Source organism: Okeania sp. KiyG1 (assembly GCF_014132355.1).
In the GTDB taxonomy this organism is placed as follows: Bacteria; Cyanobacteriota; Cyanobacteriia; order Cyanobacteriales; family Microcoleaceae; genus Okeania.
In genome coordinates, this window is record NZ_BLZO01000184.1 from 188573 (window position 1) to 206051 (window position 17479).

Sequence of the window (17479 nt, forward strand, 5' to 3'; positions counted from 1 at the left end):
AATTCTCAGCAAGAATGCAATACAAACCGCAAGAATTAGAAATACAAACAAATATTTAGCACTTACTATCTAATTTAAGCTCTCATCCGAAATTTAACGGAGAGATAAATAATTTGATTGGGAAAAAATAATGAATATAAATAGTAAGACTTGGCTAAATATTCGTGGAGCGATCGCTACAGCAATAGCGGTAACTTCTACCTTTGCTATGACATCTACAGCAACAGCAGCAAGATTAAAAGTTACAGTAGAAAATGTTGCCCCCACTAATGGTTTCTTTTTCTCTCCATTATGGGTAGGTTTTCACGATGGCAACTTCGACATTTTTGACTTAGACCAACCAGCACCCGCATATCTCGAAGCATTAGCAGAAGATGCTAATACAGGACCCATCACCACTGCTTTTGCTAATAGTGGCGCAGGCCAGACTCAAGCTACAATATTAGGCCCAACAGGCCCATTTCAGGTGCTTACTGCTGGCGATCGCGCTTCTATGACATTTACTCTAGATGGCAGTCTAGCTAGCAGTCGCTATTTCAGTTATGGAGCAATGGGTTTGCCAAGTAACGATGCTTTTATTGCTAACGAAAACCCACTAGGGATAAGAGTTTTTGATGAAGAGGGCAACTTCTTGGGTGCTGATTTTATTGTTACTGGCGATCGAGTGTGGGATGCAGGTACAGAGGTCAATGATGAAGTTCCAGGAAATACTGCAGCTCTTGCTCAAGCAGCTCCTAACACAGGTGTTGATGAAAATGGAGTTGTTAAATTTCACCCTGGTTTTCTCGAAGGTGGTAATATTCTAGCAGCAGCACCTAATGGTGATTTTACTGCTCCAGATTATGAGATCGCACGGATAACTATTGAATCAGTACCTGAACCTACAACTACTTTAGGATTATTTGCTTTTGGTGGGTTTTTATTACTGGGAAATTTGTTCCAGAAATCTTTTAAATAGAGGGTTTGTATTAGACATCTCCGGAAAAGAGGGAGTAGGGAGTAGGGAGTAGGGAGTAGGGAAGAAATTGAAAAAGCAAGGGAGTAGAGAGTAGCTAGTTAACGATCTAAGTACAAAAATTGGGATAATCTATTTTCTGCTATTCCCTAAGTAAATCCCGATAGGTATTCCTTTCAAGTTCATTCTTCTCCCTAATTTTCCCCTGCTAAAGTCAAAACCTGCTCATAAAGCTTTACTGAAATTCTCGTCCCCTTTACCTGCATCTCATTCAAAATATCCTTAACACTTTCCAACAAACCCCGACGCTTTGCTAACAATAAAATTCCCACAGTACCAATTAAAGGTAACTTTCTAGCCATAGCAACTTTACGCGCTGCCTTTTCATCAATCAACAACTGAGAAGCTCCAATCTCTTCAGCTAAAGCAATAGCTTCAGATTCTCCTAAATGTAAATTAAAAGACTTTTGTAACTCCTCAACTAGCTGCTGATTATTTACTGTTACAACCTCCAACCAAGACAAGTTTTGTACAAATTTCGCGACTGGATGCGTTCCTTTTTGTAATTCATTAAAAACACCTTGCGGAATCACAACTTTACCAAAAATTTGAGGCAATAAATCAAGATGTTTAACCTTAGCTAGCTCACTAATTGGTGTAGTATCAGAAACAATAATCATTTAAGAAACTTGCTGATTTAAAATTAATTCGGCTTCTTCGACTTCTTGACGTAATTCCTCCAAATCTTGCGAATCATCAAAAATAGAAATCCCCCATTTATTCATCATTTCAATTATTTCAAAACGATTTACACCAAGAATTTGTGCAGCTCGGCCACTACTAATTTCTCCTACTTCTAATAAAGCCATTACATATCCCTCTTTCGCTTTTTGTAAAGCTTTTTCTCGAACTTCAGCTGAAACCTGAATATTTTCCAACCCTTCATCGGAAATTGTTAAAGCCATTTTCAAAATCTCCTAACTCTACAGTTTTATTTTATCTTTAAACCAGTTAACTCAACATTACCATAGTATTAGACATCTCCAGAAAAGAGGCAATAGGGAACAGGGAGAAATAATTGATAATTTATAGATAAAAATTTATTTTATTTTTGATTTTTGGAGATGTCTATGAGTGACAAAAAAACTCCCTATTCTTCCCTAGTAACTTCTCTATTATTTATAACTATTTAACCGGAAATGATATAATATAGTAAGCATTTCCTGCGGAATGCTGCGCAAACAGCTATTAGCTGTCAGCTATCAGTAACAAGACTCTCTCATATAGGAAAGTGTTTAAATTAATATAGACTTTAAGGGCAAGGGAGCTAACTTTTGTAGTAAGACAATTAATAAATCTTTTATCCAAAACTAAAAGCAATAGCTGTTAACGCAGTTCCTCCAGATGAGGCTAGCTGATGGCTGACGGCTGAATGCTTAGATAACATCTAATTATTTCAAATGCTTTACTTGAGCTGAAATTAATTTATTCAAACAATTAGCAACTTCAACTCGATGACATCTAGCTGGGTCTAGTTCAGCACATAGTAATAGAATATTTCCTTGAGCAACAATTTCTGCAATTTCACACAAATCTGCATCTACTTTTTCAGGGGTAGGTGAAACCCAATTTGCTTTACCTGATGTATTTCCTAAAGAAACTTTAGATATATATTGAATATTTTTGGATTGGCAAAGATTTTCTATTTTGTCTCCATACCATCTACGACTCCAAGCACGAGGACTTTTCCTCACATCAATCACACACTTAACATCAAAATTTTGTAGATATTCTAAAAATTGACTGTAATCTTTACGATTTCCGTAGCCAAATGTCAGTATATATTTATTTGAAAATGTCTCTGAAATATTCATTGTTTTTTCTCTATTTAGAACAAGCTTAATTGAGTAATAATCGTAGGATAAACTACGCCTATAATCATAAAATAATTTTTGTAGTTTTTTAAATTACCTACTATAAAGTATAAGTCTTTCTTGTTCATAAATTCAACCTCTAGCTTTTGTCTTACTTTTTCTACAGCTTCTTTTTCCTTTCCTATTTGAGTCGAACTCAAAGATTTATCTCGACATTTTCGATAAAGCTCTTGAATTTCCCAATCACTAATACTATAGCAATGTTTATCTCCATCTTCATCAATAAACTCATATCCAAACTTATAAGGTATTTTCTCAAGTTCTACTGTTGGTTCAAACAAATCTAACTGATCTAATACAGCTTGCTGTTTTGGTTTCCAATTACGTTCAGTTTCCTGACAAAAATATTTTTTAATTATCTTCGGCTTGATTATTCCTAATGATTTATCTTGATTTTTATTTCTTTAATTGACTTAAATTGTAATGGCAGTAAAAGTTTTTTTCGTTCCTCCCAGTTATTACTTGTTTTGATCTTTCTTAAAACCTCTATAGAAGAATCATCTATACGAAAACTTTCTGCTCTATAATCTTTATCATTTTTTTCAATTAAAGCCCTAATAATAGACCATCTAGGATAGCGCTGATCAAAATCCAATTGTCAAAAGCGAATAGGATAAATTCTAATCCACTCAAGAGGCTTTTCGTCTTCACTCAGCAATATTCCTGCTGTGCAGACAGTTTATTGATATTTTTGACTAATTGAAGGGTATGTTTTAGTAGCAATTAGTATTTTTTTTGATTCCATATTATACAATCTTGATTTATTACCGAATAATTAAAGTTTAAACCCTCTCCTTTAAAGAAGAAATAAGGAAAAAAATCCTGTTCACTAATTATATCAAATTCACTTAATTCGATATAAACAAATTTGCCATCTTCAGCTATTAGCAAATCTTTCTAAATTCTCTTTCCTCCTGTACGTTTGAGCGTGTAAAATTTTACTTTTAGGGCGAATGCCATTCGCCCCTACGACTTCCGTGAAACGGTATTTGAGCCTGTAAAATCTTACTTTTGACTTTTGACTTTTGAATTTTGACTTCCATGAAATGGTATAACTATCTCCCTTCACAAAGAAGCCGATCGCTCTCTTTAACATCGGGACTATTCTGCAAATAGTCGTGAACAATATCACAACCCCGTGCCAATAAATTATCTAAATCAAAGTTCCATAATATTGCTACCCGGTCTCTACCAACTGCACCGAGAATTTTACCATCTGGACTAAAGCTAACATCCATTACCCCTTCTCGAATACCTGCTAGACTCACCAACTCTTCACCATCAATAGTCCAAATTTTCACCGTCCCGTCATCACTACCACTAGCAATAATTTTGCCATCAGGAGTAAAACTCAGACTATTCACTTGACCCTGATGACCTCTGAGAGTAGCGATCGCTTGACCTTCAGGAGTTAATAATTTAACTGTATTATCAGAACAAGCTACAGCAAGAATTTTTCCATTTGCACTAAAAGTCACCTTCTTCGCAACATTACACAACCTTTCAACCTTTCCTAGTTCCTCACCCTCTATGCTCCATATTTTCAGCACAACCTGACTCTTACCCCCAACACCAACAGCAGCGATCGCCCTCCCATCCGGTCTAAAAGTCACACTTCTGAGTTCAGAAATACCCCCTGGAATAGTCAATAATTGTTGACCGCGAATATTCCATAATTTAATCGTTCCATCCAAGCTAGCAGTTGCCAACATTTTACCATCCGGACTATAGCTAATACTATAAACCCGGTCCTTATGTCCTAAAAGAGTCGCATTACCCAAACCAGCCAAATTCCAAACTATTCCCATTCCATCGGCACTTGCAGAAGCCACAGTTTGACTATCCGGACTAAAGCTCAAGCTATAAATACCCCGTTTATGTCCTTTTAAACTGGCTAACTCCTCCCCATCTCGACTCCAAATTTTCACATTTCGGTCGTAACCACCAGTAGCGATCGCTTTTCCATCAGGACTAAAACTAATAGCTGTAATATAACTGGTATGACCTTTGAGGGTAGGCAGTTTTTGTTCTTGAAGATTCCAAAGTTTAATGGTATTGTCAGCACTAGCAGAAACAAGAGTTAATCGATCGTTACTCAAACTGAGACTACTAACCCAGGTACCATGACCCTTGAGAGTAGCTATTTCTCGACCATAATGAGTCCAGAGTTTAATCGTGCCATCAGAACTTCCAGAAACAATAGTTTTGCTATCAGCACTAAAATTAACACTGACAACTGGACTCTTATGACCTCTGAGAGTACCTAGTTTTTTACCATCTATACTCCATACTCTCACAGTACTATCCCAACTTGCAGTGGCAATAGTTTTACCATCCTGACTCACACTCACACTCAAAACTCTGTCTTGAAAACCTTCGAGAATAGCCAATTGTTTGCCTTGAGAGTTCCATAACTTCACCGTTTTGTCTTCACTAGCAGAAGCTAATACTTTACCATAACTGACACTGTAAATTTTATCCTGATGTGCTTGAATAGACTTCAATAGTTTCCCTTGAAGATTCCATAATTTAATCGTTCCATCTACACCACCAGAAGCGATCGTCTTTCCATCAGGACTAAAACTCACACTATTAACTGCTCCTTTATGTCCTTTCATTGTTACTAATACTGTACCATTTTGACTCCAGAGTTTCACAGTACCATCATCACCAGCAGAAGCTAACATTCTACTATTAGGACTAAAGTCAACACTGTAAACCGCGCCCTGATGTCCTGTTAAGGTAGCTAATTCTTCCCCAGAGTTACTCCAGAGTTTTATCGTACCATCATCGCTAGCAGAAGCAATTATTTTTCTATCCTTGCTCAAGCTAATGCTATTGACAGGTTGTGTATGTTCTGCTAGTGTTCTGCGCGTACTCACACCATAAACAGTTTTGCCCAAAGCAATTAAAACTCGCATTCTTACATCTGCTGCTACTTCTGAATTATTGCCTAATCTCGTGCCAGCTTTGATAGCAGTAAGTAAAGCATCAAACCTTTGGTTAGCAGTAAACTGATTTTTTGCCAATAAGCTCAAAGCATTAAGTTGGGAGTTTAATTTCTCCTTTTCTGCAACTTGCCAATTAACAAAAGAAAATCCACTTAACCAACCTAAAATTAAAATTAATCCTATTATACTCCTGGTGCGAAAATGGTTTTGAAAACGTTTTTGGTTGATACTTTTTTCCAGAAATTCTTTTGCTAATACAGACACAAAAGCACTATCAGCATCACTTTCTAATAAGTTTTCAGCTAAACTTAACTTGCGCCCAGTTAGTAAATATTTACCCGATCTATTTTTTTTCAGCCACCTTTGAGCATCAGCTTCCATACCAGGTTTTTGTTTAATTGCCTCCCGGTTTGACTCTATCCAAAAATTTAACTGAGACCAATGATTAATAATAGTATTATGGGCTAATTCTACTACTGTTACTGTTTGATTATTGTTTTGATAGTTTGTGAATTTAGTAGTAATAATTAATCTTGCTTTTGCCAATTTTTTCAGTACCTTACTCACAACTGCTAATGACTGTTGAGGGGTAATTAGATCGGTTTTTAATACTTGTTTGCAGCTTACTACTGTATCTTCATTTATTTGTACCAGTTTGAGAAATATCTGCTTGGCAACTTGACGTTCTCTAGCATTGAGGGAGTGATAAATTGCATAAGCTTGTTTTTCTAGACAACCTTTTACACCACCTAAATTAATATATTGATTCAGAGTAAATTGGTCTGTTCGACGCTGTCGCCATAGTTCCGTTAGAGTATATTGTAATAATGGTAAATTAGCGTTACTTTCTGTATCTACAATCATTTGTTCCACTAATTCTGGCTGAATTTCTATACCTACTTGTTTGACTGGTTCGGCGATCGCTTGTTGCAACTCCAGTCGAGTCATCGGTGTTACTGTCACTAAATGAGATTGAATTTGTCTAGCTAATCCAGAATATTCCTGCTCAAAGCATTTACCCAAAAATTCAGCCCCCATAGTTATAATTAACAGAAAAGTATTACTATCTTGGTAATTTCTGTCTATTGCTCCCATCAAACATTCAAAAAATTGCTTTCTTTCAATTTTGTCTAAACACAGGGTAAAAACTTCCTCAAATTGGTCTACTACCATCACTATTCTCGGTACTTGAATATTTTGCAGCACTTGTCTAAACCCACTAGCACCCTGTTCCATTAATTCTTCGATTTCTATGGGCAAATGAATTATACGTTCAGGATCGGTCTTTTTTACCCCTTGCTCTAGGTTTTCATTGTCAGAATTTTCTGTTTTCAGTGGTGCTACGAGACCGGACTTTCTTTTTTCTGGCGATCGCCTACGAGGTCGTTTTGTTTCTTGTTTTAGTGGTGGAGGTGGAGCGGGAATAGATGATTTTGGCAGTCGCTTTTGTTGTCCATCCTGCTGAGAAGTTGATGATAATTCTCGATCTTTAGTAGCGTAAAGTTGTAATGATTCTTCCTCTGGAGTTGTTATTTCTTCTGTTGTCGGCGTTAACAATGTCTGTAGTTGATAATCTACAAATGCTGCTGCTAAATTTTTTAAAGGATGTTCCCCTGGTCTAATAATTAAAATTGGCCAAGTGTTACTTCCCGACAATCTTTGCCCCAGCTTAAGTTGATATAATAACCCTGCTTTTACTAGACTTGACTTACCAATTCCACTAGCTCCGACTACCGCTAAAAAATTCCGAGAACGAACCTTTTCTAAAAGTACATTTGTTAAAGTTTTCCGACCATAAAAATATTTAGAATCTTTATCGTTAAACTCAAATCCAGCTAATCCTTTATAAGGGCAAACTCCGGCCGTCAAATCTGGATTTTCTGTTACTTCTTTTTCCCCTGTCAAAATAATTTCATTCCCAGAATTATTAAATACTGGATGTAGATTAGAAAGACTTATTTTTCGATTTATATAGTCTATTAAATTATAATTTGTTACACAAAAATTTGGATAATTTTCTGGTTCTAATGCTTCTAATAAACAACTTGTGAGAAAGCTATATTCTGAATTTATTTGTGTTGTATAAACTTCTATTTCTTGAGAAACAAAAATATAACACCTATCATTATAAGTTGACTCTATATTACTAAGACTTGTTTGTAAGAAATCAATTTTTTTTCCCTGATGGTAACAGTCTAACCATACTATTTGTTGTTTGACAGGAGATTTTTGTAATAGTTGACTTAACCAATGTAGTGAAATTCCCCATTTTCCTTTTTGAGGGTTCGTATCACTGGTTGCTAAAAATCCTTCTTGTACCCCCCCTTGTTCATCTAATAAACTATTTCCCACAAAAAACAATAAAGCAGTTTCAGGAATATTATCTAGAGGATTAAATAATTTAGAAATAGCCTCTTTCAAAGCATTTATTTCACAATTTTTAATCTTAGGATGAGGATCTACTTGCCAAGAACCCTCTATATTAGCCCCTGGAAAGCGCTGCACTTGAAAATTCCCATAGGTCTCTAATAGTTGAGCGATCGCCTCTGCATCTGCCGCTGGTTTAATCAAATTTCGGGGTTGAGCAGAGCTATCTTTCAGCAAAGGATAATGATTGATGCCTACTACTAATGCTTTTCGGTTCATGCACGGTAGCCCATTTTAGTCAACAACTAGCCAACTTATTATAATATCATGTCTCTTTAAACATCGACAATGAAAATTTTAGGGAACTAGGGAATAGGGAATAGGGAATAGGGAGAAATTTATCAGAGAACACATTTTTATTATCTCTAATTAATGAGAGTTAAAATAATAGCAATTTGATGTGAGGCTGTACAGAATTATCAAATTCACGATTGGGATTCTAGTTCCTTTGTTTTAAGATTTAAGAAATGTTAAAAGAAATGATTTTGTTCGTGACTTTTACGTAAGCATTCAGCCGTCAGCTATTAGCTATCAGCTATTAATTTGGGAGAAGGTAAAAAGAATTGAGAACTTGAGACAGAATAAAAGTTACTGTTAAAGTCTCCTTCCTAAACCTGAGAAGTAATGAATAATTACTAATTGCTGTTAACGTAGTTCCTCCGGAGGAGGCTAGCTGACTGCTAATAGCTGAATACTTACGGTGTTAGATAAATTTTTATCCTCTACAGCATCAGACCTATAAGCACTATTTAAACTGTTGAAAATTATCATTTAATCATTACCGAAAAATGCTGATAGCTGATGGCTAACGGCTGAATGCTTACACTTTTACAACTCTAGCTTACAGAGGTTTTCCTGATTGGACTTCACGAGTATCTACTAATTTGTACTATTCTTGATGCTATTTATACCGTCTAATCCTCTTTTGTGTAATATCATATCCGGATAAGAGCGCGATCAAAAAAACTTTCTCCTTCTTTCTCCTTCTTTCTACCCTCCTGTCTCCTGTCTTCCCCTCCCCTCCTGGGAGGGGCTAGGGGTGGGTTGGGAGGGGAGGGGCGAGGGGTGGGTTGTCTCCTGACTCCTTAGTCGTTTATTTATAACTGTTCAACCGGACATGATATAACAAAGCCCGCCAATAAATAAAATTATCAAATTATCAAAACGTCTCAGCGTTAACCAACTCAACCCGTTTGGGATAAGATTAGTTATATCAACTACCCAAAGTTGTTGGGATTTGGTAACAAGTAGTAGGATTTAATACATGGCACAATATAAGCAAGCACTGGTTAAGGATGGTAAAAAACCCAGAAGGTCTAATTGTCTTTCCTGCGTTCATTACCCAGAAGGAAATGGATGCGCTTAAGGATTTTAGAGTCGGCGATCGGGATACATTTGTAGTAGCCTATCCTAAATCTGGTACGACATGGATGGAGCAAATTGTTCACTTGCTTGCTAGCAATGGAGAGCAAGGCGATAAAGTATTAAGTGAAGCAGTTCCTTGGCTAGAAGGTGCTGCAACTCGTTATGGAGGTTTGGATAATTTGATCGTAAATAGTGGCGATCGCCGTTATTTTCATAGTCATTTACCCTTGTCTCTGATGCCAATGTTTGGAGAAACCAAGGCCAAATATATTTATGTTGCTCGCAATCCCAAGGACAATGCTGTCTCCTATTATTATCATGCTTGCAGCAAAATGGGATACGAGGGTAGTTGGAAGGAATTTTTTCAGCTATATGTTGAAGGCAAAGTTGCCTATGGCTTGATATTCGATCATGTTTGGGAGTGGTGGAAAGCTAGCCAAAATTCAGATAATGTGATGTTTGTCAAGTACGAAGATATGAAAAAGGATTTAGCTCAAGTAGTTACCGATGTTGCTAGCTTTATAGATATCCCCTTAACTTCGGATTTACTGGATGCTGTGGTTGCTGCAAGTAAATTTTCGGCAATGGCCATCAATCCGAAGGCTAATCTTGATTGGGTTCCCCAGCGAGAAGGTATTCCCAAACATATGCGAAAGGGAATAGTTGGAGATTGGAAAAACCATTTATCCTCAGAAGAGAATACGATCATTGATGCTCTATATCAATCAAGAATGGTACAATCTGGTCTAGAGTTTGAATTTGAGTTAAGCAGAAGTTAGAGTATTTTTCAATAGGAGCAAACTTTCAATATGTCTTTTCAACAGTTAGAATGCTGTGATTTTCTCACCACAGAGTCGTTAATGGCACTAATTAACAGTCAAGTTCTAGCAATTAAAGTTCCTAATTTTGTCGAATCACAACTCTGCGACCGATTGGCCAATTGGTATAAAACACATCGGAAGCAAGAAACATATACTACAGAGTATTATATTAACGGAATTCCAGTTCAAAAAAGATGTGGGTGTGATTAGAATCGGAACCCTTACTTAACTCTTGTTTATATAATTGGCGTTGGCGGAGCAAGTGCGGCAGCTATATCGCTACTTAGTATAACCTTGGACGGAAAAGATACGGTTAGGGGTTCTATAAGCCCCTGTATCCATCAACGCCCTATCCCACATTTACTGAACATCCTTCAATGAACCCAAACATCAAGGAAAAGTTGCATCTCTCCCATTAACCGAGAGCTTCACCCAGATTTAGTATTATCCCCTGTCAAACTCCGCCACATAACATACGGTCTCAACCATCGCATCTGCTCCCTTGATAAGCAACAAGGAACAGATTTTTTCTGGCAACTTTTGCTAGCAGTTGATAGGCAACAAACAACAGACAAAAAGGAAGAGATTTTTTCAGATAATGAGCGGTACAAAAAAAGATTTTTCTGAGAAATTTTGCTTCCAGTTCCCAGAAAAGGTTTAATAAAATTACTGATTTTCTCGAAATATCTATTATCCTTTGATATAGAATCCAGTTGAACATTTGTCATGGCCACGATAGGAAGGAATTTCCTAAACTCCTGAGATTACTTCCTTCCACGGAGTGTAAGTCGCAATGACTTGGATATAGTAATTATCCTGATTTGATATGACTCCACCGAACTTTCGACACACCCATCTTTTTCTACCTCAACTACCTCGACACACCCTATTTCTGTTAATTCTGTAGCGGTTTCCAAAATCATCTGACCAACTAGCTCTCTTGACTCGACTGAGCTATCAACACACTCTTGTTTTTCTGCCTCTACTACCCGATCGCCCTCTTTTTCAACCGATACCGTCGCCATTTCATGAATTTTCTGACCGACATTATCCCTTGCCACAGAACTATCCACAGACTCAGCTTGTTCGGCTTCTACTACCTCAGGTTGTGATGGGGGGATGGGGAGATGGGGAGATGGGGAGACAGTCGCCGTAATCTGATCTTCCGACTCGATTCTCTGCTGATTTTTCCCATTTTCCTTTAAGGTAGACGACTTCCGACTCGCCCTCGCCGTAACACTCACTTTCTCTTGGGTCTCTAGAAAATAGCTGCTCAACTTCTCTTTGAGCTGTTTCCTCGCCCGAGATATTCGCCTGGACACATTTTCGTAGGTTATCCCTTGGCGTTGGGCAATTTCTGTATGGGTTAGCTCTTGGTAAAAATGTAAAATAGGCGAAGGTGACTCAGCTTTATGAGCAGGGTGCGGATGTTTGCCGCATTGAGTCTTTCCTTCGCCATTGGTGGAGTTGGGTTAGAGCTGGGGTCTTTGCTTCCCTAAACAGCGATCAAATTGATAAATCAGATCAGCGTTGGTGGTCATCTAAGTTGTAACACACAGACCCCGGTAGGACGATTGGCCTCTCTGCCAAAGAACGCTAGCTTTGGACACGGGACCTATACCTTTTTTGGTATGACGGATGCAGCAACAGGCCTCCGCCGCAACGCGATATGATATTCGCGCTCGCACACCGCCACCGACCCATAAGCCTAACTCTGCAGGTTGATCACTGGGATTTTCAGCGCTTTTTCTTGTTCATATGCCTCTTGATAACTGATCTTGTAGGTAGGTATCACCGCTAGGTCAACATCATAACGGTTGGGTGGCTCATAGGCGGCATCAACGTCACGTAGGTACTGGATTTCCATGTAGAACGTTTTCCGCACATTTCTATTCGGAGCAATCGTCCCATGCGAAATAAGCACCCGATCATCAAATTGGCCAGTAGATATCCTGGATATCGCCGGATGAACGTACCGCACCGAGTCGTCTGAGTAATCATTGTGATCATCAACAAATATTCCCGCTGTGACATCAGATAAGCTAACCCTGCCAATATTATATATTGTGTAAGTTAACTTCGCCACCATCTTCTTTCCTTTACGGTCCAGAAAGATTTGCGATGGGTATTCGAGTTTTACACGAATGTGGTCGTCGAAATCCTTAACAGAACTTGTCATTGCGCCGGTAGACGTGATGATATTGATTGACATTTTGCGAACTTTGAATACTACATATATCAGACGGCTGTTCGGGGAATTTATGACAAATTTGCTTCTTCTCGCCGACTATAATAGTATTTTTCGCTCATTACCCGGCTTAGTCATATGGAACGATAACCTGGTAAAGCATGCACGCTTTGGGAAGTCCCCATGACTAGAATGCTGAACCAAATTTCAATCTGATAGAGCCAAGAATATGTTTGCGCACGTAGTGAAACACAATTGGGAAAAGGGATGAGCTAATAGAATAGCGTACTGTTTATACCAGCACAGATGATGCCTCTTTCTCAATAACCATACATTCCTCATAAACGCTCGTTACCCTCTTACTGAGCTACGAAACGAACTAAGGATTCGGATTATTGACTTTCTCCTGAAACTGTTCCTCAAACGGGGGTTAACCAGTAGCGAATCTTGTGAGGTAAAAATTGCACTTCTAAATACAAAGAACTAACCTGTAGTGGCTATATCCTATAGACAAAACTCCGTCATACCTAATCCCGTGGTAGCTCACCAGCTGTCCAATTGCTAATGGGACGCTCTCTCTCAGCCGGTTTCTCACAAGCGCTCCCAAACAGTAGGATGACTAGCTATGCACTAAAAGTCAATGGCGCATCACTGCGCACCACTTCCGGCAACCGTTTCTCCGTCCCTTCCTCCCGCTCAGAAGTTTCTCACCAACGCTCTCGCCTTGTGCGTGCCATACAATGGCTAATGTATAATTCACCTGACAATTTGACGATGATTCTTCCCCTCACTTGCAAGCTGGAAAAATTTCCGCTCACAGAAATATTTGCTGTGGGGTGGTGTGGCGGTTAACTAGCTGTTTGAGTTTACAGCGTTCCACCTCATAGAGTTGTACTACAACTGGGTCTTACCTAGGCAAAATGTACTTAATCACCATCGAGTCTTGAACAGAGAAACAACTGCGTTAACGCTAGTGTTCCCTGTTAATAATGGTAGGCTAATTTGCGCCCGCCTGTACTCAGTAGCTTGAATAGCAAAGCCTTCAAGTTATCGATTGGCCCCGCGAAGTTTCTCACGCTATCCCTTGCCTTGAGCATTGCCTGAGACATTGTTTCAACGGGAAAGCCAACCAGCGAATTAAAGGAGCAAGGGTTTGATTCCCCCGCTTCCACAAGAGAGGTGCTTGTATACTGTTGGGGTAGAATCAACATAATACTCATACCCGCCTCCTGGCCTCTCCTTTCTTCTTTTCTTTTTGCCGTTTTTATAAAAACACAATCCGCAAAAAATAGGTAGTCAATAAGAGAAGCGAATCGGCGTTCCGCAGTCGGTTGTTCCTGATAGGCAAAGTACTCTTCCTCTGCTCTTAATTGTTGAGAATCAAGGATATTGGTTGCTAATATAAAACGACCAGCCGGTTTGTTTTCTGTATCATAAAACGAGGTATTCTCTACCAGGGTTAATTCTTGTTTATAGACATTATCCCAAGACTCCACTGAACTATCCACACACTCAGGTTTTTTCACCTCTTCATACCCAGTTGCATTCAGAGGTAGCGCATTCATTTTGGACCCGTCCCCGTGTCTTTGCGTCTCCAGGTCTGTCTCAACATCATTCTTTGAAAGCAACTGCGTATCAAATGATGGGGAGACAGTGACTGTCTCCAACCCAATATTTTCTTGCGACTCTATTGTCTGTTGCTTTTCCTCATTTTCCCATGAGGTAGATGACATCTGAGGATCCCTTGCTGTTACACTTATATCATGTCGGCATAATTGCCCATTTGAAAAACTTCCCTGCGTCCCCGCGTCCCCGCGTCCCCGCATCAGTCCTAACTGGCAGTCTTCAACCTGACATGATTTTACTTTCTCCCCCGTCCCTCGAAAATAGCTACTCAACTTCTCTTTGAGCTGTTTCCTCGCCCGAGATATTCGCCTGGACACATTTTCGTAGGTTATCCCTTGGCGTTGGGCAATTTCTGTATGGGTCAGTTCTTGGTAAAAATGTAGAATAAAAGTTTCCCTCAAGGTTTTTGGTAAGTTAGCGATCGCCTGTCGTATCTCAGTGGACTTTTCCTCTCTCTCCAGACAACTCTCTGGCGTCGCAATCGTTGAGCCGATACCAATATCTTCAGTATCCCCCACCCATTCTATACTTTCTACACCCACAGCCCCTCGAGAACGTTGTCTGATGATATCAATACAGAGGTTGCTAGTCAGTTTGAATAGCCAAGCCTTCAAGTTATCGATTTTTCCAGCATATTTCTGTATCTTTTCCCAAGCCTTGAGCATTGCCTGAGACAAAGCATCTTCGGCATCCGTTGGGTTAGAGTTCATAAATTTGAGACAACACCGATAAAGCTGGTCCTGATATTCAGTCCATTGTTGCCAAAACATAGATGTGAGCTCGGAGTTGCCTTGTTCTGTTAAAGCACAGTCCATTATTTGTTCCCTGGATATTGCTTACTATCGACTAATGACGTAAGGATAACTACTTCTTTGACCTATAAAACCCTATATAATTTGGCTGGTTTTCCTATGAGGTTCTACTGGTTATTGCTGATGACCTCTTGCGCCAGAAGTTCGGAAGGCACTGTGGGAGGCAAAACTATTGCTGTGACTCAATTTGAGAGGGGTGGGAACGGCTTAAATTAACAGGGTAACTGCCATGCCTCCATAAGTCTAATTATTTGTCAACCCTATAAAACTAATAACCCAAGCTGTGGGTTATGTGGAGTTCATTATTTACTGGAGTTTAGACTATGACTTTCATAGCCGAGTCTTCTTTTTGGGCTGAGAGTTAATGAGTTTGGCTAAGGTTTATCTTCTTTGTTAGGAGTTTGGTCATTTCTCTTTTTACAACCATTATTATTATTGATTTTTCAAGAATCAAATTGATAGTTTAGCACACTAAGTACGGAAGACCCAGGTTTATCAAGTACAATCCCCTTATGGAAGCTTTCCATGAGGGGATTATACGACGCAATTTTCTGTGAGCAATTAACTAGCGACTTAGATTAAAAACATTTAGCTTAGAAATCTCAGACTCGAGTTTTTCAACTCGCTTTTCTAAATCTTTAATTTTGCTTGTTGGGTTAGTTGAGATTCCTTTATCTTGGTATCCTGTCCAAGAGATAGGAAGTCCCTTACACTCTCCAAGGTACCCAATTTGAGAAGGATCAACTACTTTAAAGTCAAAAGTATGACCATATTCAGGATCCAACTCCTCTCCTTTCTCCCAGCAGATATCGCTTTCGCCGATAGTCTGTGTTATCTCGAAATCTACTATTACATCGCCATCTGGACTATTACTAGGTGTGAAATAACCAACTATGTGGGCGAATGCTCCGGTTGGGGGGTATGGGTGATATATATCAGCTTCAAGTTTCTTCCCCTCATCAATATCTTGTTGTAGTAGACTTCCTACTATCTGATATCCTTCACCAACACAGGCTACAATTGGCTCTCCGTTTGGGTCGTCAACATCACGAACTTTAATTGAGAGACAATCTGTACTTTCATCTGCTTGCTCATTAAGAAGGCGAACACTCAGTAACTGTTTTGCCTCCATAGGCTCAACGTGCATGAAATAAGACTTATACCCCTCTAGCTGGTCAACAAAATCTGGTTGGTTAAAGTCCCAGGTGAGATCGGGATATTTATATTCTATTGGCAGTGGTGGAGTAGTGTACCATATCCATACTTGAGACTTTTTGCCTACTTCGGCGGATTTGAATTTTGTGGAGTCTATTATATACGACGCATAAGGATCCATATCCTCATAGTACGTTGATGAACCACCAAAATTGACATCTTCGTAAAACACTGCTCCTGTCTCAAGCTCATCAGCAAATACGTTGTGGGGAAAAACAGTTATTCCCAAGAAACAGAAAAACAAGACAAGTAATAAGCTACAGATTTTTTTCATTACTACAAACTCAATCAACAATCTAAGGATAGCTTTTATTTGACCTATAAAACCCTATATAATTTGGCTTGTTTTCCTATGAGGTTCCACTGGCTATTATCTCGGAGCTCTTGTGTCAGAAGCAAAGGAAGGAACTGTGGGAAGCAAAATTATGTGACTCAATTTGAGAGGAGTGAGAACGCCTTAACTTAACAGGTCAACTGCTATATCTGCATAAGTATAATTATTAGTCAACCCTATAAAACCTATATAATTGGTACTCAGTTTTCTTCGATTCGAGGTGTTCGCTGTCAGTCAATCCGTGAATACCTCTTATCTGTCTTTGCCTATACTCACCAATTTGAAATGAGTGAAAGCCTTATTCTCTCGTTACCCTCTAAACAGTTACCTTTTGTTTGTCAAAAATTGCGCTGTGAGATCGTCTTATAAATAGAGCTACAGAGGACAGAACATCAAATTTTGTCCAAAGTCCAATAACAAGGGATGTCTAAACAACCCATAAGCAATCTAAAAGGAGAATTACGATGATGATCAAATACCAAAACAAATGCATCCTGAGTGTTAAGAAAGCCGACAATTTGATGAATGTCTACCTCAATGCCGACTCCGGGGAAGCTAACGGGACACTCTTCGGCTACTCTACTAACGGACTAGGCGCAGCACCTCCAAATGCCACGGTAGATCTCGTCCCTGCGCTGCAAGGTGTTGGAGGATCTGGCAAACTTTCAATCATCGGTGCCAACTTTAGTGGCGGTGGATCAATGGAAGTAGAGATCGTAACCGACGGCACTTCGCATCAGGTCGTTAATGAAAATTTAGGTGTGTTTACTTCCAAGATGTGGAGCGTAGATATCCAAAAGAACTGATCTGGTCAGTAAAGCTGTAAGCTTCTCTGCTGATATTTCGTTGCC

Annotated in this window: 14 protein-coding genes and 1 pseudogene; 4 read left to right on the forward strand and 11 right to left on the reverse strand. The window is 39.0% G+C overall.

Features of this window, described 5'->3' with window-relative positions:
• The first annotated feature begins 130 nt into the window (after positions 1 to 130).
• Positions 131 to 958, forward strand: coding sequence for a spondin domain-containing protein (locus SAGCYANO_RS40740; RefSeq protein WP_237397169.1), 828 nt, complete (start codon positions 131 to 133; stop codon positions 956 to 958).
• A 191-nt stretch (positions 959 to 1149) separates the two neighbouring features.
• Here SAGCYANO_RS40740 and SAGCYANO_RS40745 read toward each other — a convergent pair whose 3' ends face one another.
• The 6 genes from SAGCYANO_RS40745 to SAGCYANO_RS40770 all read right to left on the reverse strand — a co-directional run bounded on the left by SAGCYANO_RS40745 (position 1150) and on the right by SAGCYANO_RS40770 (position 8486).
• Positions 1150 to 1635 (reverse strand): DUF3368 domain-containing protein, encoded by a 486-nt coding sequence (locus tag SAGCYANO_RS40745; RefSeq protein WP_202225210.1) that lies wholly within the window; start codon positions 1633 to 1635, stop codon positions 1150 to 1152.
• Positions 1636 to 1920, reverse strand: coding sequence for a UPF0175 family protein (locus SAGCYANO_RS40750; protein WP_202225211.1), 285 nt, complete (start codon positions 1918 to 1920; stop codon positions 1636 to 1638).
• Between the two features lie 486 nt (positions 1921 to 2406).
• A complete protein-coding gene (locus SAGCYANO_RS40755; protein ID WP_202225212.1) occupies positions 2407 to 2829 on the reverse strand; it encodes a DUF488 domain-containing protein in 423 nt (140 codons plus the stop codon).
• Between the two features lie 14 nt (positions 2830 to 2843).
• The gene (locus SAGCYANO_RS40760) at positions 2844 to 3170 is read right to left on the reverse strand and encodes a hypothetical protein (protein ID WP_202225213.1); all 327 of its coding nucleotides are present in this window, start codon (positions 3168 to 3170) and stop codon (positions 2844 to 2846) included.
• Between the two features lie 95 nt (positions 3171 to 3265).
• The gene (locus SAGCYANO_RS40765) at positions 3266 to 3484 is read right to left on the reverse strand and encodes a hypothetical protein (RefSeq protein WP_202225214.1); all 219 of its coding nucleotides are present in this window, start codon (positions 3482 to 3484) and stop codon (positions 3266 to 3268) included.
• A gap of 460 nt (positions 3485 to 3944) precedes the next feature.
• Positions 3945 to 8486, reverse strand: coding sequence for a caspase family protein (locus SAGCYANO_RS40770; protein WP_202225215.1), 4542 nt, complete (start codon positions 8484 to 8486; stop codon positions 3945 to 3947).
• Between the two features lie 1133 nt (positions 8487 to 9619).
• Here SAGCYANO_RS40770 and SAGCYANO_RS40775 point away from each other — a divergent pair.
• Both SAGCYANO_RS40775 and SAGCYANO_RS40780 read left to right on the forward strand, forming a co-directional pair.
• A complete protein-coding gene (locus tag SAGCYANO_RS40775) occupies positions 9620 to 10411 on the forward strand; it encodes a sulfotransferase domain-containing protein (RefSeq protein ID WP_237397170.1) in 792 nt (263 codons plus the stop codon).
• Between the two features lie 30 nt (positions 10412 to 10441).
• Positions 10442 to 10663, forward strand: coding sequence for a hypothetical protein (locus tag SAGCYANO_RS40780; protein ID WP_202225217.1), 222 nt, complete (start codon positions 10442 to 10444; stop codon positions 10661 to 10663).
• Between the two features lie 554 nt (positions 10664 to 11217).
• Here SAGCYANO_RS40780 and SAGCYANO_RS40785 read toward each other — a convergent pair.
• From SAGCYANO_RS40785 to SAGCYANO_RS40800, 5 genes and pseudogenes are all read right to left on the reverse strand, one after another.
• Positions 11218 to 11697 carry a hypothetical protein gene (locus SAGCYANO_RS40785; RefSeq protein ID WP_237397171.1) on the reverse strand — a complete coding sequence of 160 codons (480 nt, stop codon included), beginning with the start codon at positions 11695 to 11697 and terminating at the stop codon, positions 11218 to 11220.
• 48 nt (positions 11698 to 11745) lie between these two features.
• Positions 11746 to 11844, reverse strand: a pseudogene (locus SAGCYANO_RS51160) (sigma factor-like helix-turn-helix DNA-binding protein); the annotation flags it as partial.
• A 317-nt stretch (positions 11845 to 12161) separates the two neighbouring features.
• Positions 12162 to 12665: a hypothetical protein gene (locus SAGCYANO_RS40790; RefSeq protein ID WP_202225218.1), complete on the reverse strand. Its 504-nt coding sequence runs from the start codon at positions 12663 to 12665 to the stop codon at positions 12162 to 12164.
• Between the two features lie 959 nt (positions 12666 to 13624).
• A complete protein-coding gene (locus SAGCYANO_RS40795; RefSeq protein WP_237397172.1) occupies positions 13625 to 15037 on the reverse strand; it encodes a sigma-70 family RNA polymerase sigma factor in 1413 nt (470 codons plus the stop codon).
• Positions 15038 to 15644: 607 nt separating this feature from the next.
• Positions 15645 to 16568: a beta/gamma crystallin domain-containing protein gene (locus tag SAGCYANO_RS40800; protein WP_237397173.1), complete on the reverse strand. Its 924-nt coding sequence runs from the start codon at positions 16566 to 16568 to the stop codon at positions 15645 to 15647.
• A 524-nt stretch (positions 16569 to 17092) separates the two neighbouring features.
• On the opposite strand from SAGCYANO_RS40800, the gene SAGCYANO_RS40805 reads away from it, so the two are divergent.
• Positions 17093 to 17434, forward strand: a complete 342-nt coding sequence (locus tag SAGCYANO_RS40805; RefSeq protein ID WP_202225221.1) for a hypothetical protein — start codon at positions 17093 to 17095, stop codon at positions 17432 to 17434.
• Positions 17435 to 17479 lie beyond the last annotated feature (45 nt).